Source organism: Shewanella sp. FeAMO, from assembly GCF_053653955.1.
The window spans coordinates 482721-506287 of sequence record NZ_CM132201.1; the positions used below are offsets into that span (position 1 = coordinate 482721).

General features: G+C 52.8%; 13 protein-coding genes. 9 read left to right on the plus strand and 4 right to left on the minus strand.

Going from position 1 to position 23567, the window contains the following annotated elements; genetic code table 11:
* Positions 1 to 31: 31 nt before the first annotated feature.
* The 4 genes from ACWAU4_RS02270 to nadC form a co-directional block, all read right to left on the minus strand.
* On the minus strand, positions 32 to 1300 hold the full coding sequence (locus tag ACWAU4_RS02270; protein WP_190534339.1) for a type II secretion system F family protein: 1269 nt from the start codon (positions 1298 to 1300) through the stop codon (positions 32 to 34).
* Between the two features lie 160 nt (positions 1301 to 1460).
* The gene (gene pilB, locus ACWAU4_RS02275; protein ID WP_190534342.1) at positions 1461 to 3167 is read right to left on the minus strand and encodes a type IV-A pilus assembly ATPase PilB; all 1707 of its coding nucleotides are present in this window, start codon (positions 3165 to 3167) and stop codon (positions 1461 to 1463) included.
* Positions 3168 to 3236: 69 nt separating this feature from the next.
* Positions 3237 to 3683 carry a pilin gene (locus tag ACWAU4_RS02280; protein ID WP_190534345.1) on the minus strand — a complete coding sequence of 149 codons (447 nt, stop codon included), beginning with the start codon at positions 3681 to 3683 and terminating at the stop codon, positions 3237 to 3239.
* An 868-nt stretch (positions 3684 to 4551) separates the two neighbouring features.
* Positions 4552 to 5412: a carboxylating nicotinate-nucleotide diphosphorylase gene (gene nadC / locus ACWAU4_RS02285; RefSeq protein WP_025012052.1), complete on the minus strand. Its 861-nt coding sequence runs from the start codon at positions 5410 to 5412 to the stop codon at positions 4552 to 4554.
* Positions 5413 to 5570: 158 nt separating this feature from the next.
* Here nadC and ampD point away from each other — a divergent pair, with 158 nt between their 5' ends.
* The 9 genes from ampD (at position 5571) to ACWAU4_RS02330 (ending at position 23520) form a co-directional block, all read left to right on the plus strand.
* A complete protein-coding gene (ampD, locus tag ACWAU4_RS02290) occupies positions 5571 to 6149 on the plus strand; it encodes a 1,6-anhydro-N-acetylmuramyl-L-alanine amidase AmpD (protein ID WP_454290439.1) in 579 nt (192 codons plus the stop codon).
* A gap of 53 nt (positions 6150 to 6202) precedes the next feature.
* Positions 6203 to 7054: a beta-lactamase regulator AmpE gene (gene ampE, locus ACWAU4_RS02295; protein WP_208128661.1), complete on the plus strand. Its 852-nt coding sequence runs from the start codon at positions 6203 to 6205 to the stop codon at positions 7052 to 7054.
* 274 nt (positions 7055 to 7328) lie between these two features.
* A complete protein-coding gene (gene pdhR, locus ACWAU4_RS02300) occupies positions 7329 to 8081 on the plus strand; it encodes a pyruvate dehydrogenase complex transcriptional repressor PdhR (protein ID WP_025886793.1) in 753 nt (250 codons plus the stop codon).
* A gap of 72 nt (positions 8082 to 8153) precedes the next feature.
* Positions 8154 to 10820: a pyruvate dehydrogenase (acetyl-transferring), homodimeric type gene (gene aceE / locus ACWAU4_RS02305; RefSeq protein WP_044733568.1), complete on the plus strand. Its 2667-nt coding sequence runs from the start codon at positions 8154 to 8156 to the stop codon at positions 10818 to 10820.
* Between the two features lie 13 nt (positions 10821 to 10833).
* Positions 10834 to 12807, plus strand: a complete 1974-nt coding sequence (aceF, locus tag ACWAU4_RS02310) for a dihydrolipoyllysine-residue acetyltransferase (protein ID WP_454290440.1) — start codon at positions 10834 to 10836, stop codon at positions 12805 to 12807.
* A gap of 157 nt (positions 12808 to 12964) precedes the next feature.
* Positions 12965 to 14395: a dihydrolipoyl dehydrogenase gene (lpdA, locus tag ACWAU4_RS02315; RefSeq protein ID WP_025009237.1), complete on the plus strand. Its 1431-nt coding sequence runs from the start codon at positions 12965 to 12967 to the stop codon at positions 14393 to 14395.
* Between the two features lie 171 nt (positions 14396 to 14566).
* Positions 14567 to 19009, plus strand: coding sequence for an EAL domain-containing protein (locus ACWAU4_RS02320; protein ID WP_454290441.1), 4443 nt, complete (start codon positions 14567 to 14569; stop codon positions 19007 to 19009).
* 88 nt (positions 19010 to 19097) lie between these two features.
* Positions 19098 to 21314 (plus strand): patatin-like phospholipase family protein, encoded by a 2217-nt coding sequence (locus ACWAU4_RS02325; RefSeq protein ID WP_062793714.1) that lies wholly within the window; start codon positions 19098 to 19100, stop codon positions 21312 to 21314.
* Positions 21315 to 21465: 151 nt separating this feature from the next.
* The gene (locus tag ACWAU4_RS02330; RefSeq protein WP_101060241.1) at positions 21466 to 23520 is read left to right on the plus strand and encodes a M13 family metallopeptidase; all 2055 of its coding nucleotides are present in this window, start codon (positions 21466 to 21468) and stop codon (positions 23518 to 23520) included.
* The last annotated feature ends 47 nt before the right edge of the window (positions 23521 to 23567 follow it).

Below are 23567 nucleotides of genomic sequence, written 5' to 3' on the forward strand. Positions count from 1 at the left end.
TTTATTATTACATTTCGGCGAGTAGCCAGCCTTAACCTACCACGTTACCCATCTGGAAGATAGGTAGGTACATGCCTACGATTAGGCCACCAACCAGAGTGCCGATAACTACCATCATAATAGGTTCTATCAAGCTGGAGAGGCCATCTACGGCATCGTCTACCTGCATCTCGTAGATATTGGCAATCTTGTTGAGCATGTTATCCAATGAGCCGGACTCTTCACCTATCATCACCATCTGGATCAACATATCGGGGAATAGCTTGGTAGTGCGCATGGCCACATTCATCTGCATCCCGGCCATTACTTCGGTACGCACATTTAACAGCGCCTTGCGGTAGACATAGTTGCCGGATGCACCGGCGGCAGACTCCAAGCCATCAATCAGCGGCACCCCGGCGGCAAAAGTGGTGGCCAGAGTGCGGGCAAAACGGGCCATGGCACCTTTATGAAGAATTTCACCAATCAAAGGGATCTTAAGTACCATTTCATCGATACGGTTACGGAAACTTTCTGAATTTCGATGAGCGCGAACAAACAGCCAGATGCCAATTACTATGCCTGCTAAAAATAGGTACCAAGTGCCTTGCAGCCAGCGGCTGATATTGACGATCATTTGGGTAAAGGCGGGTAATTCGGCACCAAACCCTCTAAAGATTTCTTCAAATTGAGGCACTACAAACAAAAGCAACAGTACAGTAACGGCTATGGCAACTACTACCACTGCAGCGGGGTAGAACATGGCTTTCTTGATTTTTGACTTGAGGGCTTCAGCTTTTTCCCTATAGGTGGCGATACGGTCGAATACGGCATCCAGAGAGCCTGAATGTTCACCGGCGGCCACCAAGTCGACATAGAGGTCGTCAAAATAGACTCTGTGTGGACGAAGGGCATCTGAGAGTGGAATACCGGCTTGGACATCAGCCAATACAGTACCTAGTAGTACCCGCACCTTGTTTTTTTCATGGCCGCGAGCTATTAATTCGATGGAAGTAACCAGTGGCACGCCGGCAGCCAGCATAGTGGCTATCTGACGGGTGATCACCGCGATATCCATAGGTTTGATTTTTTTATCACCACCTAAGAGTGAAACAGACTTTTTACGAACTGTCTTGGGATTGATGCCCTGGCTCTTAAGCAAGGTCTTGATTTCGGCTATGCTTGCACCGCGTAATTCGCCTGAGCTTTGCTTACCGTCACGATTGAGTCCCTTCCAGGTAAAGGTATGGATCTTGGGCTGGGGCTTAGTGCCTTTATTTTTGGCTTTATTGTTTTTTGCTGTCGCCGTTGCGGTGGCCATAATTGTTCCTTGCAATATGCTTATTTGCTAGCTTGCCTTAATTTTAGTCAGAGTCACGGGCGAATGCTTATTTCACTAACCATCTGGCATTATCTATTTGATTAGCCTCAGAGTAGTATTGCTTCGCCGGATGTCCAATAGTCCTAACCTAATGAGCCAATCAATAGCTGGTGACCCGGTTCACTTCGGCAATACTGGTGACACCTTGAATCACTTTTAAAAGGCCAGAAAGGCGCAGATCGCGCATCCCTTGCTGCTTGGCGGTGGCGGCAATCTGCAGTGAGTTGCCGCCTTCCATAATGGTTCTGGCGATTTCATCGGACATCTTCATTACCTCATAGATACCGACCCGGCCCTTGTAGCCTCCGGAGCAGAGATCGCAACCGCAGGGCTTATAAGGGGTAAAGCCTGCGTCTATCTGCTGCTGACTAAATCCCAGCTGCAGCAGTTCATGCTCGGGGATATCTTCCGGTTGGCGGCATTCGGGACAGAGGCGGCGGGCCAGGCGCTGGGCAATAATCAGGTTGACTGAGCTGGCGATATTATAGCCGGGAACACCCATATTAAGCAGGCGAGTAAGGGTTTCGGCCGATGAGTTGGTATGCAGGGTCGAGAGTACCAAGTGGCCAGTTTGCGCCGCCTTAATGGCGATTTCGGCGGTTTCCAGGTCGCGAATTTCCCCCACCATCACCACATCCGGGTCTTGACGCAAAAAGGAGCGCAGCGCCGAGGCGAAGGTTAGCCCGGCCTTGGGGTTGATATGTACCTGGTTGACCCCTTCCAGGTTTATCTCTACCGGGTCTTCGGCGGTGCTGATATTGCGCTCTTCGGTATTGAGGATATTGAGGCCAGTATAAAGGGAAACGGTTTTACCCGAGCCGGTAGGGCCTGTCACCAGAATCATCCCCTGGGGTCTTGCCAGCATCTCCAGGTAGGCTTGTTTTTGGTCTTCCTCATAGCCGAGTTTTTCGATTCCTAATTGTGCGGAAGATGAGTCGAGGATCCGCATCACTATCTTTTCACCCCAGAGGGTGGGCAGGGTACTGACCCGGAAATCGATACTCTTGTTGCGGGACAGCTTCATTTTGATGCGGCCATCCTGAGGAACACGGCGCTCGGCGATATCCAATTTGGACATCACTTTCAAGCGGGCTGATATGCGGCCCGAGAGGGAAATTGGTGGCTCGGAAACCTCGTGGAGGATGCCATCAATACGAAAGCGGATGCGGTAGCGCTTCTCGTAAGGCTCGAAATGCAGATCCGATGCGCCCTTGCGGATGGCATCAGTCAAAATCTTATTGATATAGATGACGATAGGGGCGTCATCCTTGCCTTCATTCTCTTCCTGTTGACGCTTGTCGGTATCGGCGACTTCGATACCTGCTAGAGACTTCTCATCGAGACCATCTAGCTCTAAAGAGCTGAGGTCTTCCTCGAGTACTTTTTCCAGTGCCTTGCTTAGTTTGTCCTCTTCGACCAGTATCGCTTCTGCGTGTAGGCCGGCGCTGAACTGAAAATCTTCCAGAGCAGCGATATTGGTGGGGTCTGAGGTGGCGATATAGAGGCGGTTGCCGCGCTTGAATAACGGCAGGCATCTGTGCTTGTCGATCAGTTTTTTATTGAGAAACTCTTCCGGGATACTGCTTAAATCAAACTCATTGAGATCCAGCAGTGGGGTGCCGTACTCTTCGTAGCAGAGTTCTGCAATTTCCCTTGCCGATAACAATTTCTCAGAAACAATAGTTGAAATGAGAGATTGATTGGTTTTTCGGGACTTAAGTATTAATGGCGCAACACTTTCTTCGCTCAGAAGTTTTTTGCGAATAAAGAGAGCTGATAGACCGAGATGTAAACCCGTTGTAGGCATTAGTTATTTGTTTAGGTATAACAGGCAGAAGGAAAATTTATAACCTTCTGCCTGCTATATTTGAAGTTATTATGCAGCTTTACAGTTGCCTGGCTTAAACTTATCTTCGAGGTCAGTAGTGCATGTCCATACGCCGTCTGCATCACGATTCATGTTGATTTTCTTACCATTGAATTTGGCAGCGTTACCACCTTTGGTTGTACATTCAATTTTGGTAATACCAGTAATGGCAAGCGTACAATAAGTTCCACCGTCTGCTGTTTGCCCAACAAACGCTTCTGTTGTATCGGCTACAGCCCTAGTTAAAACAGGGGTTTTTCCTTCGTTTACTGCAGCTTCAAAAGCGGTCTTTAATCCAGACACTTCAGCATATGCTGAACCTGCTTGAGACTTAACGGTGTAATCCTGATAAGCAGGCAGTGCGATTGCCGCGAGAATACCGATAATGGCTACTACGATCATCAGTTCGATCAGGGTGAAGCCCTGAGCGCGTTTGTTAAGTTTGATACCTTTCATTTGCTTTCTCCATCGTTGCCTTCTTGAGCGAATCGGTAACTTAGTCCCTGTTACTCTTATTCCTTACCAGCCTGAAACCTATTCAGTTTGTGTTGCTGGCGACTCCTGCTCGGGTGGCTTTATGCCCCAGAGCGTGTTGGATCAGACTCAATCAGTTCAGCAAAACCATTTAAGTTTATCGTATGTCGTTCCGGCAAACCGCACCTCAAGGAACTGAGTATTTACTCAAAGCATGTATTTTACAGTTGTAACTACGTTATGCCATAAACAAATATCAGTTTGGGTGGTTACCTTGTCGGTGAGGTTGGCCAAAAACGGCCATCTCGCCTGCCATAAAAGTTAGTATAAAGTTACTGAAAATGGAATCCACAATCGGTAAAAAGCAGCGTAAATTTCGGAAAAAAATCAAAAATGTTACTGATCACCAAGTTTTACCGGCAACAGTATTTTGACAGTTACTGAAATAAGTGTCAGGGAAGTGGCGTTGTCAAAAAAACAGGTAATTTTATCATTTGCTTAAATACAATTATTGCAGTTTTGTTTCTTTGTGGCTGAGTGGGTTGTGAGCAAGAATTTACCTGTTTGCAACCGGTATCAGGACTGGCCAAGCAGCTGATTGAGAGCATCATTGACTGATGCTTACTGAAATACTGCTAAATGGTTTTTATAGACTTCTGATTTTAAATGACTTTCAATATGTTGACGATGCCGGTCTGGCAAAGTTCACCTTGGTACGACTTTTTGGAGCTTATCGATTGGCGCCAAGTACTTTGCCACGGCTTGCTTCAGCTGCAGGTTTAACCGCTATCCGTTGGGCCCAGACTGGAAAGGCATACCCATAAAACCTCTGGGTATGCCCCGGAGGTTGTCAGCCCTTGAGGCGCATGGAGAGATCCATGGCTCGCACATGCTTGGTCAGAGCTCCGACCGAGATATAGTCGACTCCGGTTTGGGCGAAAGCCGCTATGGTTTCCAGCGTGACATCGCCGGAGACTTCGAGTTTGGCGCCAAGCCCTTTGGCCTTGAAGCCGTTATTGAGTTCAACTGCCTGCAGCATCATAGTCACATCGAAGTTGTCCAACATGACTATGTCGGCGCCGGCTTCCAGTGCCTGAGCCAGTTCTTCCAGATTCTCTACTTCCACTTCCACAGGTTTTTCGGGGCGTAGTTCACGGGCGGCGGAGATGGCATTGGCGATACTGCCACAGGCCATAATATGATTTTCTTTGATCAGGAAGGCATCGAACAAACCGATACGGTGGTTTTTGCCGCCGCCGCAGGTGACGGCATATTTCTGCGCCGTGCGCAGGCCGGGAAGCGTCTTGCGGGTATCGAGCAAGCGGCACTGGGTGCCAACCAGCTTGTCGCAGTAGACTTTGGTCAGGCTGGCCACGCCTGAGAGGGTTTGAATAAAGTTCATCATGGTGCGCTCGCCGGTGAGCAACAGGCGCGCCGGGCCGGAGAGTTCACACAGCAGCTGATTGGGCAGCACAAGGTCGCCATCATCCACATGCCAGTGCAGCGCCACTTCACCTCCGAGCTGATTGAATACCTGCTCGGCCCAGGCCTTACCGCAAAAGACACCTTCTTCGCGGGTAATAAGGGTGGCTTCGGCGTGTTTATCTTCGGGGATCAACAGGGCGGTGATATCGCCCTCGGAGGCCTTCTGGTGGCCAAGGTCTTCGTCCAGTGCGGCTTTGACACTGACCCTGATATCATTTTCGAGCATGATGCGCGTCCTTGATTGACTCGGGATTATTGGGGAAATTTATGCCGCTAGATTAGCATAATAAGGGGCGCTGCTGGTATTGTGTTGGAGGCACAATTGGCTGTGGCTAGGCTCGAAGTTATTTTGAGCCAATGTGACTGCAGCCAAGGTGCTGCTGTATGTATGGTTATTCGAGTCAGGAGAGTGAGCATTTGGCGCATAAGCTATGGGTTGAAGGCTGGTATAAAGAGGCTGAGCCTAGCCCTTCACCTCACTTTAATCACAGGCCCAATGGCGAGGTGAGCCTTTTGGTGATCCATAATATCAGCCTGCCGGCCGGCCGCTTTGGTTTGCCTTATATAGAGCAGCTATTTTTGGGCACTCTGGACATTGAGGCTGATGCCAGTTTCGCCGGGCTGAAAGGACTGGAAGTTTCGGCACATTTTCTGATTCGCCGTGATGGCGAGTTGCGCCAATTTGTTTCTGTGGATCAGCGCGCCTGGCACGCCGGGGTATCGAACTTTGAAGGTCGCAGCGGCTGCAATGATTTTGCCGTTGGTATAGAGCTGGAGGGCACAGATGATTCCGGCTTTACCGAAGAGCAGTATCATAAACTTATTACCCTGACCCAGAGTTTGCAGCAGGCTTACCCGGATATCACCAAAGAGAGAATAGTGGGTCATAGCGATATCGCGTCGGGGCGCAAGACAGACCCTGGCCCGGGATTTGATTGGCAAAGATATTTACAGGCGTTGTGACTGGTGTAGCTCTGTTATGGCCGCAGGCCTCAAGATAGCAAGGAGAAGAAAAGATGGCACTGTTTTCCCTGTTGGTCGCAATTATTGTTGAACGTTTGAAGCTCTTGCCTGCCCGCTGGCAGTTGGACAGCGGGTTGCGCTGGTATCAAAAGCAGATGTTTACCGACAGCCAGTTGGGTACTGTGGGCGGTATGATATTGGCGCTGCTATTGCCTGCCGTGACAGTGGCAGTGGCACTATGGGTAGTGAATGGATGGTTCTGGGGTTTGCCTTCGCTGCTGTTGTGGGTGGCGCTGGCGGTAGTGTGTTTTTCCCATCAGTATCAAAGACGCCTGTTTAAGCGTTATGTGCAGGCTGCCTGCCGTGGTGATGTGCAGGCCAGTTTTCATTTTGCCGGTGAGCTGGATTGCAGTGAGTGCCTGGATGCGGTCAGCGAGCGTGAACTGGGCTGCCGGGTGGGGCAGAGCGTAGCCTGGCTCAACTATCGTTATTATGGCGCCGTGGCGTTGTTCCTTATCTTATTTGGTCCTGTAGGCGCCGTGTTTTATTGCAGCGTGCGTTTTTTTGATGAAAGGCGTCAGCGCCTGGGCAAAGAGTGGCCCGTGGTACATACCCTGCTTTATTGGCTCGACTGGTTGCCGGCACGGATAATAGGTTTTGGCTATGTGCTGTGCGGCCATTTCAGCAATGCTTTTCCCCGTTGGTGCCAACTGGCGTTGAGCTTGGACTCTAAGCCGAGAGAAATAGTGACAGAAGTGGCCCTGGCCGCCGAAACCCTGCCGGAAGATGAAGATGTGCCGGTTTCAGTACAATCTACCTTGGCGCTGCTGGCTCTAAGTAAGCGCAACTCGACCTTGCTGATCACTATTTTGTCGCTGTTGACCATCTTTGGTCTGGTCAGTTAAACAAGCGCTGAACCGGCTTGGGCGCTTTGATGGGTTAACCGCTGCAGGGAAGGTGAGTTTGTTGCAACTTTCCTAGGTTGAGCAGCGGTGAAGGAATAGGCTGGTAGAGGCTTGTTAATTGGTCTGACCCCAGAAGAAAAAATATAGGCTATGCTCACACATCGTGAGTTGACTTGATGCAGATCACTAACTGGACTTTAAAAGTGTGATTTGATAAAGTGCGCTCACTCGTAGAAATTGGTAAGACCAATTTACAATAGGAGCTGAGGGCCAGATGGCTTATAGCAAAATCAGTCAGCCAAAGATTTCTGACGTCATCATGAATCAGTTGGAACAGATGATCCTTGAAGGCAGCCTACAGCCGGGTCAGAAGTTACCTCCTGAGCGCGAGTTGGCGTTGCAATTTGAAGTCTCCCGCCCCTCACTGCGGGAAGCGATTCAAAAGCTGGAAGCCAAAGGATTACTGCTGCGCCGTCAGGGCGGTGGTACCTACGTCAAAGAACAGTTATGGCAGAGTCTTGCCGATCCCATAGTCGAACTTATGCAGGGTGATCCGGAGAGTCAATACGACTTGCTGGAGTTCCGTCATGCCACCGAAGGCATGATGGCCTATTTTGCTGCCCTGCGCGGAACAGACGCCGATATGCAGAATATCAAGCGGATGATCCAGGAAGTGGAAGACGCCGAGGGTATCGAAGCGCAAGCCGCTGCCATTGTGCATTTTTACCGGGCTGTGGCAGAGGCATCACACAATGTTGCCATGCTGCATCTGGTACTGAGTTTAACTCCTGTGCTGCATCAAAATGTGGCGCAAAACCTGGAGCTTCTGAGCCGTCGCGAAGAAGCTTCTTCCATGGCAAATGAACATAGGCGGGCCCTGTTGGCCGCAATTGTTCGCCGCGATCCCGAAGCCGCGCGTGAAGCATCCAATGACCACTTGAGTTATATCGAGGAAGTCATGTTGTCGGTACGGGAAGAAGATAGCCGGTTGCAGCGTAGCCTGCGCCGTTTGAAGAGCGGCGTGTAGCCCAGGGGCGGCCCAGTGCCCACCTTAGGACGTCGTAATCACTATTAATACAATGTATAGAAGGACAGTGTCATGTCTGAAAATATGCTACAAGACTTGGATCCGTTAGAGACACAGGAATGGGTAGAATCCCTGCAGGCCGTATTGGAGCAGGAAGGTCCCGAACGTGCTCATTACCTGTTGGAAAAGCTGATCGAAAAGGCTCGCCGTAACGGTACTCACCTGCCTTACACTGCCACTACTGCTTACCTGAATACCATTCCTGCCGGGCAAGAACCCCATATGCCGGGCAACCAGGAGATGGAACGTCGCATTCGCGCCATTGTGCGTTGGAACGCGTTGGCCATGGTACTGCGTGGTTCCAAGAAAGATCTGGAGCTTGGTGGTCATATTTCCAGTTTCTCATCCAGTGCCACTATCTATGATGTGTGCTTTAACCACTTCTTCCGTGCTCCCAACGAGAAAGATGGCGGCGACCTGGTTTACTTCCAGGGCCACATTGCCCCTGGCATCTATGCCCGCTCTTTCCTCGAAGGTCGCCTGAGCGAAGAACAGCTGGCCAACTTCCGTCAGGAAGTGGATGGCAAAGGCCTGTCCTCCTATCCGCATCCCAAGCTGATGCCTGACTACTGGCAGTTCCCTACGGTTTCCATGGGTCTTGGCCCTATCCAGGCCATCTATCAGGCGCGCTTCCTCAAGTACCTGACTGACCGTGGCATTAAGGATTGCTCCGAGCAAACCGTATATTGCTTCCTGGGCGACGGCGAGTGTGACGAGCCGGAAGCGCTGGGTGCCATCGGCCTGGCCGCTCGTGAAGAGCTGGATAACCTGGTGTTTATCGTTAACTGTAACCTGCAGCGTCTCGACGGCCCTGTGCGCGGTAACGGCAAAATCATCCAGGAGCTGGAAGGTGAATTCCGCGGCGCCGGTTGGGAAGTGGTTAAGGTTATCTGGGGGCGTTACTGGGATCCATTGCTGGCCCGTGACACCAGCGGCAAGCTGCTGCAATTGATGAACGAAACTGTTGACGGTGAATACCAGAATTGTAAAGCCAAAGGCGGAGCCTGGACCCGTGAACACTTCTTCGGTAAGTATCCTGAAACTGCCGAGATGGTAGCCAACATGTCAGACGATGACATCTGGCGCCTGAACCGAGGTGGTCACGATCCGGTGAAAATTTACGCTGCGCTCGATAAAGCCAAGAAGACCAAGGGTCGCCCAACCGTGATCCTGGCCAAGACAGTCAAGGGCTATGGCCTGGGTGATGCTGGTGAAGGCAAGAACATTGCCCACAACGTCAAGAAGATGGATATTGAAGCCATTCGTCACTTCCGTGACCGCTTCAACATTCCAATCCCTGATGACAAGCTGGAAGAGATCCCCTTCTACCATCCGGGACCGGATTCCGAAGAGGTCAAATACCTCAAGGAGCGCCGTGAGGCCCTGATGGGTTATCTGCCTGCCCGTCGGCAGAAGTTCAGCGAAGAGCTGCAAGTGCCTTCACTGAAGATTTTCGATGCGATTCTCAAAGGCTCCAACGGCCGTGAGATCTCTTCTACCATGGCCTTTGTGCGGGTATTGACCGCCTTGCTGAAAGACAAGGGCATAGGTAAGAAGATAGTACCTATCATCCCGGATGAGGCCCGTACCTTTGGTATGGAAGGTCTGTTCCGTCAAGTGGGTATTTACGCTCACGAAGGCCAGAAATATGTGCCTCAGGATGCGGATCAGGTTGCTTACTATCGTGAGGACAAGTCCGGTCAGGTACTGCAGGAAGGAATTAACGAGCTGGGCGCCATGTCCTCTTGGGTATCGGCTGCGACCAGCTACTCGGTCAATGATACGCCGATGATCCCTTTCTATATCTATTACTCCATGTTCGGTTTCCAGCGGATCGGCGATCTGGCCTGGGCCGCCGGTGACATGCGCGCCCGTGGCTTCCTGGTAGGTGGTACTTCCGGCCGGACTACGCTGAACGGCGAAGGCTTGCAGCACCAGGATGGTCACAGCCACATTCTGGCCAACACCATTCCTAACTGCATCAGCTACGACCCAACCTATGGTTATGAAATTGCCGTTATCGTTCAGGATGGTATTCGCCGCATGTATGGTGAAGATCAGGAAGATATCTTCTACTACCTGACCACAATGAACGAGAACTATGTTCAGCCTGAAATGCCACAAGGCGTGGAAGAGGGCATAGTCAAGGGTATCTACAAGTTGGAAAGCGTTGCCGGTTCCGGCAAAGGCAAAGTCCAACTGATGGGTTGCGGCACTATTCTCGAGCAAGTGCGCAAGGCGGCACAGGCGCTGGCGAAAGACTTTGGTATCAGCACAGATGTGTTCAGCGTTACCAGCTTCAACGAACTGGCGCGTGATGGCCAGGCGGTTGAGCGCTGGAACATGCTGCACCCAACAGAAACCGCCAAGGTACCTTATGTGAGCACAGTGCTGGCCAAAGATGCGCCTGCCATTGTCGCGACCGATTACATGAAGATCTACGGCGAACAGCTGCGCGCTTATGTGCCTTGTGACTACAAGGTGCTGGGTACCGATGGTTTCGGCCGCTCTGACAGCCGTGCCAACCTGCGTCACCACTTCGAAGTGGATGCCAAGTTCATCGTGGTTGCTGCGCTCAAGTCGCTGGTGGACCGCAACGAGCTGCCGGTAGATGTTCTGGCCAAGACCATTGCCGAATACGGCATCGACGCCGACAAGATCGACCCACAGCACGCGTAAGAGGGGAAGCAGAATGGCTGATATGAAACAAGTACTGGTTCCCGATATTGGCGGGGACGAGGTACAGGTTATTGAGATCTGTGCCAATGTGGGGGACAGCCTGGCGGCTGAAGACTCCATTATTACCGTTGAAAGCGACAAGGCGACCATGGATATTCCTGCGCCATTCGCCGGTGTGCTCAAAGAGCTGAAAGTGGCCGTTGGCGACAGCGTGTCTGAAGGCACATTGATAGCCTTGATGGCTGCCGAAGGCGCAGAAGCTGCACCTGTTGTAGAAGCGCCCAAGGCTGAAGCCGCGCCTGCCCCGGCAGCGGCTCCCGCTCCAGCACAGGCGGCGCCAGCCGCACCTGCAGCCAGCGGCAGCCAGGTCATCGAAGTGACAGTGCCGGATATTGGCGATGCCACAGATGTTGATGTTATCGAGGTGCTGGTGAGCGAAGGTGAGGCTATCGAAGCTGACGCCGGGTTGATCACGCTGGAAACCGACAAGGCGACCATGGATGTACCTTCGCCTCAGGCGGGTACAGTCAAGTCACTGAAAGTGAAGGTTGGCGACAAGGTTTCCCAGGGCTCTTTGGTGTTGCTGCTGGAAGTTGGCGCCTCTGCCGAAGCGCCACAAGCGCCAGCGGCTCAAGCAGCCGCACAGCCGGCGGCCGCTCAGGCAGCTGCGCCTGCCACAGTTGAAGTGAAAGAGATTGCGGTTCCCGATATCGGTGATGCTGCCGATGTGGACGTTATCGAAGTGCTGGTGGCGGTAGGTGATGAGATCAGTGTCGATCAGGGGTTGATCACGCTGGAAACCGACAAGGCGACCATGGAAGTGCCAGCGCCCTTCGGTGGCAAGCTGGTTTCTCTGACCGTCAAAGTGGGTGACAAGGTGTCTCATGGCAGCGTGATTGCCAGGGTTGAGACCCAAGGCGCCGCGGTGGCTTCTGTTGCTGCACCGGCAGAAGCCCCTGCTCAGGCAGAGGTAGCAGCTCCGGCTCCGGCGGCCGCGCCTGCAGCGCAGAGCCGTCCACCTGTGCCGCATCATCCGAGTGCCGGTGCCCAGCCTAACACAGGTGCGGTACACGCTTCTCCGGCGGTACGTCGCCTGGCCCGTGAGTTCGGTGTTGACCTGACTCAGGTGAAAGGTACAGGTCGCAAGGGTCGTATCCTCAAAGAGGATGTGCAGGCCTATGTGAAATATGAACTGTCTCGGCCCAAGGCTACGGCGGCGACTTCTGTCGGCGGCGGCAGTGGTCTGCAGGTTATCGATGCACCTAAGGTGGACTTCAGCAAGTTCGGTGAAGTGGAAGAAGTACCACTGACTCGGATCCAGAAGATCTCCGGCCCTAACCTGCACCGCAACTGGGTGACCATTCCCCATGTGACTCAGTTCGATGAGGCTGATATCACAGAGATGGAAGCTTTCCGTAAACAGCAGAACGAACTGGCTGCCAAGCAGAAGCTGAATGTGAAGATCACTCCGCTGGTGTTCATGATGAAGGCGGTTGCCAAGACGCTGCAGCAGTTCCCGGTATTCAACTCCAGCCTGAGCCCGGACGGTGAATCGCTGATCCGCAAGAAGTACTTCCACATCGGGGTGGCGGTCGATACGCCAAACGGTTTGGTAGTGCCTGTGGTGCGTGATGTGGACAAGAAAGGCATTATCGAGCTCAGCCGCGAGCTGACCGAAATTTCGATCAAGGCCCGCGACGGCAAGCTCAAGGCAGCCGACATGCAAGGCAGCTGCTTCACTATCTCCAGCCTGGGTGGTATCGGCGGTACCGCGTTTACGCCTATCGTCAACTATCCGGATGTGGCGATTCTCGGGGTGTCCAAGTCTGAGATCAAGCCCAAGTGGAACGGCAAAGAGTTTGAGCCAAGGCTGATGTTGCCACTGTCACTGTCTTATGATCACCGGGTGATCGACGGGGCCCTGGCGGCACGCTTCAGCGTCACTCTGTCAGGTATCTTGTCCGATATTCGTACAATGATCCTCTAACACAACAGGCTGCCCCTCGGGGCGGCCTTTTGTTTATTGTGATCAGTGTCAAACACGGGTTAAAATGCGCCCACCTTACGAGACAAGCACTTTCGAGCTGGCGCATCGCAGGTTGGGCTGGCAGTCCCCAACGGAATGAAAGAAATCAGAGGAAAAAATGAGTAACGAAATCAAAACTCAGGTAGTGGTATTAGGTGCTGGCCCTGCTGGCTATTCTGCGGCTTTTCGCGCGGCAGATTTAGGCCTGGAGACAGTGATTGTTGAGCGTTTCAGCACTCTGGGTGGCGTATGCCTGAATGTGGGTTGTATTCCCTCCAAAGCCCTGTTGCATGTAGCCAAAGTGATTGAAGAAGCCAAGGCGGTATCGGATCACGGTGTCGTGTTCGGCGAGCCAAAGATCGATCTCGACAAGCTGCGTGGCTTTAAAGAGAAAGTGATCGGCCAACTGACCAATGGTCTTGGCGGTATGTCCAAGATGCGTAAAGTGAAGGTGGTTAACGGTTTCGGTAAGTTCACTGGCCCCAACAGCCTCGAAGTGAAAGGTGCCGACGGTGAAACCACAGTGGTTAACTTTGACAATGCCATCATAGCTGCCGGCTCTCGCCCAATTCAGCTGCCTTTCATTCCTCATGAAGATCCACGTATCTGGGACTCTACCGATGCACTGGAACTGAAAGAGATCCCAGGCAAGATGCTGGTCATGGGCGGCGGTATCATAGGTCTGGAAATGGGTACTGTTTACTCGTCTCTGGGCAGTGAAATCGACGTGGTTGAAATGTTCGACCAGGTGATCCCAGCGGCCGATAAAGACGTGGTTAAGGTCTTTACCAAGCAGATCAAGAAGAAATTCAACCTGATGCTGGAAACCAAGGTGACAGCTGTTGAAGCCAAAGAAGACGGTATTTATGTGTCTATGGAAGGTAAGGCTGCGCCTGCCGAGCCAGTGCGTTACGACGCAGTGCTGGTGGCCATTGGCCGTACTCCCAATGGCAAGCTGATCGATGCCGACAAGGCTGGGGTCAAGATTGATGAGCGTGGCTTTATCAATGTCGACAAGCAGCTGCGTACCAATGTGGCCAACATCTTCGCCGTGGGCGATATCGTGGGTCAACCAATGCTGGCTCACAAAGGTGTCCACGAAGGCCACGTGGCCGCAGAAGTGATTGCCGGTATGAAGCACTTCTTCGATCCTAAAGTCATCCCATCTATCGCTTACACAGATCCTGAAGTGGCCTGGGTTGGTCTGACTGAGAAAGAAGCCAAAGAGCAGGGCATAGCTTACGAAACGGCGACCTTCCCATGGGCAGCCAGCGGCCGTGCTATCGCTTCCGATGCCAGCGAAGGTATGACCAAGCTGATTTTCGACAAAGAGACTCACAGAGTGATCGGTGGCGCCATTGTGGGTGTCAACGGCGGTGAGTTGCTGGGTGAAATCGGCCTGGCCATCGAAATGGGTTGTGATGCCGAAGATCTGGCGCTGACCATCCACGCTCACCCGACTCTGCACGAGTCTGTAGGGCTGGCAGCCGAGATCTACGAAGGTTCAATCACAGATCTGCCTAACCCAAAGGCAAAAAAGAAAAAGTAATATTCTGATTGGGCGTTTGTCCCCAGGAAGTATTGAAATCGGGCTCAGTTGACTGGGCCCGATTTTTTTGTGCTTTGGCTCGGGTATGTAAATGAATTGTTGTTTGCAAGATGAAATTCAGCGGCCTAGCTGGTACATTCAAGATTGGTCACCAAGGTTATTCATCAGCCGATGATAAGAAAACTAATAACAGCAGGTCTTGGGTTATTGCTCTGCCTTTGTTTGGGGGCAGCACCGGCATATGCCGATGAGTTGGTTAAAAGAGTGTTCTCCTCCAGAGACGGCTTGATCAATACCAGTATTCTCGACATCAGTATGGATGAGCGGGGATTTATCTGGCTCTCCACCGAGCAGGGGTTGTATCGCCTCAGTAACGCCAATATCCGCCGTTTGGACCGCGACGGCCTGGAGTCGCGGATGGCCGATGAATATCTGCCCCTGGTCAAGTCTCTCGGGCAACAGCAGATGTTGGTGAGCACTCTGTCTCATGCCTACCTCTACCATATAGCCGATAACCGTTTCCGTCAGTTTGGCAGCGATGAGCTGTTCCCCGAGTATCAGGGTGGCGGCCTAATGAAGAGTTTGAAATCGGCGGCCGGTGACTGGCTGTTGTTAACCGAAAAAGGCCAGGTTTGGCGCTTGAGTCATGACCTGCAACAGCTGCAGAAACTGTTTGACCTACCCTACGACAGTGACCTGCTATGGAGTCAAATTCTGCAGCTTGAGAACGGCGACTTGCTGTTGGGTAACGCCTATGGTGTGGAGCTGAGATCGCAAAATGGCAGCGTCAAACAACGCTTGTCATGGCAGGGCAGTTATGGCCGCCTCAATGCCCTGTTTCTCGACAGTAACAACCAGATTTGGATGGCGGCCAGTAAAGGCTTCTATCGGGTTAACCTTGAAAGTAACCGCATAGAGGCCGTGGCCGAAATTCCCTTTTTCACCAGTGTGATCACCGAAGATCTCAAGGGTAACCTGTGGATTGCCAGTAAGCAGGGGTTGCTGAAATGGTCTCCGCGCACCCGCAAATTAAAACAGTTCAAAGAGCAGTTAAAGCTCAGGGCCGGTATCGAATACATCAACGCCCTGCAGGTGGACAGCAATGGTTTGATCTGGGTCGGTGGTACAGGACACTCGTTGGCCGTGGTGGCCGACTCCCCCGAATTTTTACTGGATAGTTTCAGCGCCTCTGAACCCTATAAGCTCAGCGATGAAATGGTGTGGACCATATTGGCCGACGACGAGATGTTGTGGCTGGGAACCGACTCGGGCGTGATTGCCGTTAACCGCAAGACTCAGCAGACCAAAACGGCGGTTCCCAGAGGGATGGAGGTCAATGACAGCATCTACAAGATAGATAATCTGGATTCAGAACACCTGCTGCTTTCGTCCACCAATGGTTTGTTTGTGATGAATAAGCAGACTCTGGAAGGGCAACCCTTGGGAGAGTGGAGCGGCAGCGGGCAGTCCCTGAGTCATAAGACAGTGCTCAATACCCTGCATGAGGGCAATCTCTGGTGGTTTGCAACCAGCAATGGTCTCTATGAGTGGGACAAGGAGCAGGGCAGCATCAATAAGAGGAATTTGCCCGGCGCCGAATACAGCGGCAGTAATCCGATTATTTATAGCGTTTACCGCGACAGCAGCGAACGTTTGTGGGTCGGTGGCAACAAGTCGTTCGGTTATCTGGAGCAGGGCGGCGGTTTTCGCTCGTTGGCGACAGTATTTGATGACTTGCCGCATATGCCCACAGTGAGCCAACTGCTGGAATTGAGCCCAGACCGCTTCTGGCTGGCTACCCGTCAGGGAGGCCTGATAGAGCTGGACTTGCAGACCATGAAGATCCGCCGTTTGACGCAAGAGTGGCAACTGGACTGCAATACCGTATTTTTCCTGCAGGATACCGGCGACTATCGTATGGTTGGTTGTACTTATGTGCTGATCCGTCAGGACAAACACAGCGGTGAAATCAAGGTATTCAACGACGACGATGGCTTGCTGGGCAAGGAGCTCAACGAAGGGGCCTATTTCTATGCACCACAGCAGGGGCTCTATGTGGGCACTCCGGATGGAGTGATGTTGCTGGATGTCGATTCTTTGGTAAACCGTATTCCAAGGCACGGCGCCATTCTCGAATCCATTGCCGCCTACTATGACAACAAGACAGAGCTGAGTCTGGTGCCTACGCCGGGACAGCTCATTGCCCCGGGTGCCAGAATGCTCAGCTTTCAGTTGACCAGTATGGATTATCTGGACGATGCGCCTATCAGCCTCAAGTACCGTTTACGACGTCCTGGCGAGGATGAGCGGAACTATTTACTGCTGGAAAATCAGTCACAGATCAACCTTTCAGGGTTGATCCCCGGTGCCTACCAACTGGAGGTGCTTAGCCAAAATAACGGTATCTGGCAGTCGGAACCCTTCCGTTTCCCTTTCACTGTTGACCTGTTCTGGTGGCAGAGTCGTTGGTTCAAAGGTCTGTTGGTGGTGGCATTATTGGCTATGGTGTTCACTATAGTCTTGCTGCGTCAGCGTCAGGTGCGGCGTTTTATGACCATGAACCTGGCACTGCGCCAGAGCGACGACAGGCTGAGGCAGTCGCTCAGGGGCAGTGAATCGGATCTTTGGGAGTGGCGTCGCGATACAGGCCTGTTTCATCTGGATAATCGCGGTGGCGTGCTGGGGAGTGACGAAGACTTTATTCTTATCGCCATAGACAAGCTGCCGGTGCATCCGGACGACCAGGCCACAGCGCTGGATGAATGGAACAAGATGGTCGAAGGTGAGAGCGACAGATTCGAGTCTGAATACCGCTATCGCCGCCGTGACGGCAGTTGGGGCTGGCTCAGGGTGCGCGGCAGGCCTGTCAGTCATGATCCGGTTTCCGGCAAGGTCAGCAAGGCTGCCGGGATTTACTCTGACATTACCATCAAGCGCCAGTTGGAAGACGAAGTCGAGTTGCTGGCTCAGGCGTTTGAAAACACCTCTGAAGGGGTGTTTATTCTGGATGCCGATGAGGTCATCAAGGTAGCCAACAGAGCGGCTGAGTCGATAGTGGGTCAGGATAGACATAGCCTGCAAGGGCGACACTTTGGCGAGTTGGTGGTTAGCGAAAACTTCCACAAAGACAATGTCGCCACTCTGCTGCAAGGGGTGGAATCCTGGACCGGCGAGCTGGAAATTGTCGGCGTGGCCGGGTCGCGTTGTCCTGTGTGGCTCAATATCTCCTCTATGCAGGATCTCAAGGAACGGGTGCAGCACTATGTGGTGGTGTTCTCCGACATCACAGAGCGGAAACGCACCGAAGCCGATCTGCGCCGTCTGGCTAACTATGATGTGCTGACCGGCTTGCCGAATCGCTCGCTGTTTGCCAACCGCTTGCAGCAGGCGATAGACAGAGCCGATGACAAACAGCAGAAACTGGCCTTGCTGTTTCTGGATCTGGACAGGTTCAAGCATGTCAACGACTCTTACGGCCACAGTATGGGGGATGCCCTGTTGGTGGAGGCGGCCAACAGGCTGCAGTCTGTGATGGATCAGGAGCAGGTGCTGTGTCGTTTCGGTGGTGATGAGTTTGTGATCCTGGTGAATGAGGCCGAGATAGATAAGCTCAACCGTCTGTGTGAGCGCCTGTTGGCGCAAATAGCTCAGCCGTTCGAACTCTATGGGCGGGAGTTTTTTATTTCCACCAGTATAGGGATCAGCATCTGGCCCGACGATGCCAGGCAGCCGGAGGCGCTGATCAAGAACGCCGATCAGGCCATGTATCATGCCAAGGAAGAGGGGCGCGGCAACTTCCAATACTACTCGAGTGAGCGTAATGCCGAGGCGCTGTACCACTTGAAATTGGAGGCCATGTTGCGCCACGCCATAGAGCAGGGCGAGTTTGAGCTCTATTATCAGGGCCAGTTTGATGTCAAGGAGCAGCAAAAGTTTATCGGCATGGAGGCCTTGCTGCGCTGGCATCATCCGAGCGAAGGTTTTGTGCGGCCGGATATTTTCATCAAGGTGGCCGAGTCCTGTGGTTTGATTGTGGCCATCGACCGTTGGGTGCTGCGTCAGGCCTGTGAGGATGGTGCCCGATGGAGTCAGAGTGCGGCCGAGCCATTCAAGTTGTCGGTGAATGTCAGCGCCGTGCATTTCCGTCACCCGGAATTTATCAGTGGCGTGCTCAATATCCTCGAAGAAACCGGGATGCCGGCCGAATATCTGGCGCTGGAGATCACCGAAGGGGTGTTGATGAAAGAGCTGCACATTGCCCGTCAGCATTTGAAACAGCTGAGAGCCCACGGCATAGAAGTCGCTATCGATGACTTTGGTACCGGCTACTCCTCTTTGGCTTATCTGCGCCACTTTGAAGTCAACACTCTGAAGATAGATCGCTCCTTCCTCAAAGATATTGCCGGCAACAGTGCCGATCAGGCGATTGTCAGCAGTATTGTCGAGTTGGCCCGTAACCTCAGGCTCAAGGTCGTGGCCGAAGGTGTGGAAACCCGGGAGCAGTTGCAACAGGTCACTCACAGAGGCTGCCACATCATTCAGGGCTACTACTTTGCCAAACCTGTGCCGGCCGCCGAACTGGCATCCTGGTTTTACGAGACGCACCACCAATAATCGCTGCTTATACTCACTTGGAACTTTCTCTTTACTGTAAATTCTTTGTTAGAATATGCCGACTCTAATTCTGGAACTCTTGCTAGGTATGAAGACCTCTCTGCGCTTACTGGTTTTGATAGGCACTCTGTTGAGTGTGGCTGCCGTGGCGGCCGAACGTCCCAAAGTGGGCCTGGTTCTCAGTGGCGGTGGTGCCAAGGGAGCGGCGCATGTCGGGGTTCTCAAGATGCTCGAGGCCAACAATATCCCGGTCGACTATGTCGCCGGTACCAGCATAGGCGCCTATGTCGGCGGCCTCTATGCACTGGGTTACAGTGCCACTGAAATTGAAACCATCATGATGAATGAAGATTGGTCCAAGGGGTATTCGGATACCATTCCACGTCAGGCCATGAGCTATCGTGATAAGCAGCAAAGAGATCAATACAATATTCCGCTTAACCTGGGGATCCGCGGCGGTGAAGTACAGTCGCCGAGTGGCGTGCTCCTCGGGCAAACCATGTCGCAACTGTACCGCAACACTACTGATCTGGTGCGGGAGTTCAACAGTTTCAACGAATTGTCCATTCCCTACCGGGCAGTGGCCACCGACTTGGAAACCAGTCTGCCTGTGGTGATCAGCAGTGGCAGCTTGGTGGAAGCGATGCAGGCTTCGGCCACAGTGCCTGGAGCGCTGCAACCGGCTGAAATCGATGGCAAGTTGCTGGTGGATGGTGGTATTGCCAACAATATGCCTGTGGATGTGGTCAAGGCCATGGGCGCGGATGTGATTATCGCCGTCGATATAGGTTCGCCATTGGTGAAAAAGGATCAGCTCAACGGCACCATAGCGGTGTTGAACCAGCTGTCCACCATGCTGACCAATGCCAGTACAGAGCGGCAAAAGGCCTTATTGACCAAAGACGATATCCTGATCCGTCCGGCCATAGATAAGCTCAGCACCACAGACTTTGCTGATATGCCCAAGGCGCTGGAAGCCGGGGTGACGGCCGCGGTGCAGCATACGGCCAGGTTGAGCCAACTGGCGGTGCCTCCCGAGGAATACCGTGCTTATGTGCAGCAAAAGCGCGACGCCAGTCGTGACTGGCTCGATAATCTGGAGAGGCCCGTTACCCGCATAGTCCTTAACAATCAGTCCAAAGTCAGTGATTCGCTGCTGGATGACATACTGGATATCGAGGTGGGTGACAGAGTCACCAAGCAGCAGTTGAACGAAAGCATTGCCCGGCTTTACTCGCTGAACAAGTTCGAGCGGGTCAGCGCCGAGTTTCAGGACACAGATGAAGGCCGGGTGTTAACCGTGACCACCAAGGCCAAGTCCTGGGGCCCCAACTACTTCCAGTTTGGTTTTAACTGGGAAGACGACTTTTCGCTGGACTCGGCAGTGACTCTGGATGCTGCTTTGACCATGACAGACCTCACCGAAAATGGCGGTGAGTGGCGCAATGAAGTGAAGATGGGCTTCGAGAAGTTGCTCGGCACCGAGTTTTATCAACCTCTGGACCGGGATCAGCAGTTTTATGCCCGCGCCCGTTACCAGTACGAGATCAAGAGCTGGGATCTGTTTGATGCCAACAAACTCTACTTCGAGTTGGATCGCAAGAGCCACAGAATCGACCTGGGTTTGGGGTACAACTATGTCAAACAGGGCCGGATTGAGCTGGGGCTGACAGGTGAGTCGGGGGTGGTGTCCAACGAGGCCTTCTTTGAAGATCTCAAGTTCAACACTTACGGCGCCTATTTCAAGTTTGGCTACGACACTCTGGACAGCATCAGCTTCCCCACCTCGGGCAATCGCTTCACCCTGAATATCTACCTGCGCAATGAGGAGTATGAGGAGGGCGACTTCAAGACAGACCCCGAGCACTCGTTGCAGATTGAAGCAGACTGGAAAGGGGTGGTCAGTGTCGGCAATCACTCCTTCGTCGGTAAGGCCTCTTATTCAACCGTGGATAAAGATGGCAACTTTACTCTCTATGTCTCCGACCTCGGCGGTTTCCTTAATCTTTCCGGCTACCACAAGAACTCTATTGCCGGCGCCCAGAAGGTGTTTGGTGCCTTTATCTATCAGTATGATCTCGGCCGTGATGCGCTGGGGATGAAGGACTTCCCTCTATACTTGGGGGCCAGTCTGGAAGCGGGTAATGTGTGGGGGCTGGATGAACATGTGATGTTTAACGATCTCATCTATTCCAGCAGCCTGTTCCTGGGCACAGATACCCAACTGGGACCAGCGGCACTGGGCTTTGGTTTCAGCGATAATGGCGAAAATGCTGTCTACCTGTTTATCGGCAAAAACTTCTAAGGCGGGCTTAGCCCGTCTGTGACCCGCTCTGTAGTGTTCATAGATATTTACAAAAATCCACTACAGACTGGTCACAGGGAGTGCTAAGGTTTGAAACTGGTATCTTTGTAACAATATAACTATCTGAACAATCACAAATTCGGGGAAGAAAATGAGCAAAATAAGCACCCTGGCATTGGGCATCGCCCTCAGCCTTGGTTTGGCTTCCTGTGCCAGCCAGCAAGCGCCGCAGTCGCAAGTAGAAGTGAAAAAGGCCTCCGGTATTGAGCTGGAAAACTTTGACCATCAGGTTCGCCATCAGGACGATTTCTACTACAGCGTCAACGGTAAGTGGTTGGCCACTACGCCTATCCCGGCCGACAAATCCAACTATGGTGCCTTCTCTGTTCTTTACGAAGAAAGCCAGGCAGCCCTGAAACAGATTATCGAAGAAGCTGCCGCCAAGCCCAATAAGGCCGAAGGTTCAGTGGAGCAGAAGATAGGCGATTTCTATGCCGCCTATATGGATAGCACTCTGACTGACCAACTGGGGATTGCGCCGCTCAAGGGGCAACTGGCAGATATCGCCAAAACCGCCAGCCACGCCGATATTGCCGCGCTGATGGGCAAACTGCTGACCGATGGCTCCGGCATTCCCTTTGGTTTTTACGTTAACAACGATGCCAAGAATTCAAGCCAGTACGGGGTTTACCTGTACCAGAGCGGCCTGACACTGCCGGATCGTGATTACTACCTCAAGGACGATCCCAAGTTTGTCGCCAACCGCGAAGCGATGCGTGAATATGTCCGCAATCTGATGAGCGCCGCCGGTTATCCTCACGCGGATGCTGCCGCAGCCAATGTCGCCAACATTGAACTCTTTATTGCCCAGAGCCAGTGGAGTCGGGTCGAGTCTCGTGACGCCAACAAGGCCTACAACAAGATGAGCCTGAAAGAGCTGCAGCAGTTGATGGGCGGCTTTGACTTTGACGGTTTCGCCAAGGCTGCCGGTCTTACCGGTAAGACCCAGGACGTGATAGTGCGTCAACCTTCCTACTTTGAGAAACTGGGCGCCGAGTTCGGCAAGTTCCCTGTTTCGGCCTGGCAAGACTACCTGGCATTCCATCTGGTGGACTCCTATGCCGGCTTGCTGAGCCAGCAGTTTGTCGATCTGCACTTTGATTTCCACAGCAAAACCTTGATGGGTATTCAGGAGCAAAAACCACGCTGGAAGCGGGCCGTCGATGGTGCCGACCAAGTGATTGGTGAGTTGGTGGGTAAAGAATATGTTGCCCGTCACTTCCAGCCGGAAGCCAAGGCGCGGATGGAGTCGATGATCAAGAACTTGATCAAGGGCTTTGAAGTCAGCATCGATGAGTTGGAGTGGATGACACCTGAGACCAAGAAAGCGGCTCAGGAAAAACTGTCCAAGTTTACCTACAAGATAGGTTATCCGGACAAGTGGAAAGACTACAGCAATCTGGAGATCAAGGCCGACGATCTGGTGGGTAACTACCAGCGTTATGCCCGTTTCGAATACCAGGACATGCTGGCTAAGCTGGGCAAGCCAATCGATCGCAGCGAGTGGCACATGACACCGCAAACAGTGAACGCCTACTACAACCCTGTGATGAACGAAATCGTGTTCCCGGCCGCCATTCTGCAGCCGCCTTTCTTCAACATGGAAGCCGATGACGCGGTGAACTATGGTGGCATAGGCGCGGTGATTGGCCACGAAATCAGCCATGGTTTCGATGATCAGGGTGCCAAGTATGACGGCGACGGTAACCTGCGCAACTGGTGGACAGACAAAGACCGCGAAGAGTTCCAGAAGCGCGGTGCGCAGCTGTCTGCCCAGTACAGCCAGTTTGAAGCTCTGCCTGGCAAGTTCGTCAACGGTGACCTGACTCTGGGCGAGAACATAGGCGATCTGGGTGGCTTGACCGTTGCCCTGCGCTCTTATCACCTGAGCCTCAACGGTAAAGAAGCGCCGGTAATGGACGGCCTGACAGGCGATCAGCGTTTCTTCGTCGGTTGGTCACAGGTGTGGCGCCGCAACTACCGTGACGAGGAGCTGGGACGTCGTCTGCTGACTGACCCGCATTCACCCAGCCACTACCGCGCCATGGGCACTCCCCGTAACGTGGAAGGTTTCTACAAAGCCTTTGACCTCAAGCCGACTGACAAGATGTATCTGTCGGAAGAGGACAGAGTGAAGATCTGGTAAGGCGGATTATCAGAAAACAGAGCCAGGCAGATGCCTGGCTCTGTTGT

Bases quoted from the DNA above. Each gene is read 5' to 3' on its own strand.
- pilB (WP_190534342.1), bottom strand. From the start codon at position 3,167: ATGCCTACAACGGGTTTACATCTCGGTCTATCAGCTCTCTTTATTCGC.
- ampD (WP_454290439.1), top strand. From the start codon at position 5,571: ATGTATGGTTATTCGAGTCAGGAGAGTGAGCATTTGGCGCATAAGCTA.
- ACWAU4_RS02325 (WP_062793714.1), top strand. From the start codon at position 19,098: ATGAAGACCTCTCTGCGCTTACTGGTTTTGATAGGCACTCTGTTGAGT.
- nadC (WP_025012052.1), bottom strand. From the start codon at position 5,412: ATGCTCGAAAATGATATCAGGGTCAGTGTCAAAGCCGCACTGGACGAA.
- aceE (WP_044733568.1), top strand. From the start codon at position 8,154: ATGTCTGAAAATATGCTACAAGACTTGGATCCGTTAGAGACACAGGAA.
- ACWAU4_RS02320 (WP_454290441.1), top strand. From the start codon at position 14,567: ATGATAAGAAAACTAATAACAGCAGGTCTTGGGTTATTGCTCTGCCTT.
- ampE (WP_208128661.1), top strand. From the start codon at position 6,203: ATGGCACTGTTTTCCCTGTTGGTCGCAATTATTGTTGAACGTTTGAAG.
- ACWAU4_RS02270 (WP_190534339.1), bottom strand. From the start codon at position 1,300: ATGGCCACCGCAACGGCGACAGCAAAAAACAATAAAGCCAAAAATAAA.
- lpdA (WP_025009237.1), top strand. From the start codon at position 12,965: ATGAGTAACGAAATCAAAACTCAGGTAGTGGTATTAGGTGCTGGCCCT.
- pdhR (WP_025886793.1), top strand. From the start codon at position 7,329: ATGGCTTATAGCAAAATCAGTCAGCCAAAGATTTCTGACGTCATCATG.
- aceF (WP_454290440.1), top strand. From the start codon at position 10,834: ATGGCTGATATGAAACAAGTACTGGTTCCCGATATTGGCGGGGACGAG.
- ACWAU4_RS02330 (WP_101060241.1), top strand. From the start codon at position 21,466: ATGAGCAAAATAAGCACCCTGGCATTGGGCATCGCCCTCAGCCTTGGT.
- ACWAU4_RS02280 (WP_190534345.1), bottom strand. From the start codon at position 3,683: ATGAAAGGTATCAAACTTAACAAACGCGCTCAGGGCTTCACCCTGATC.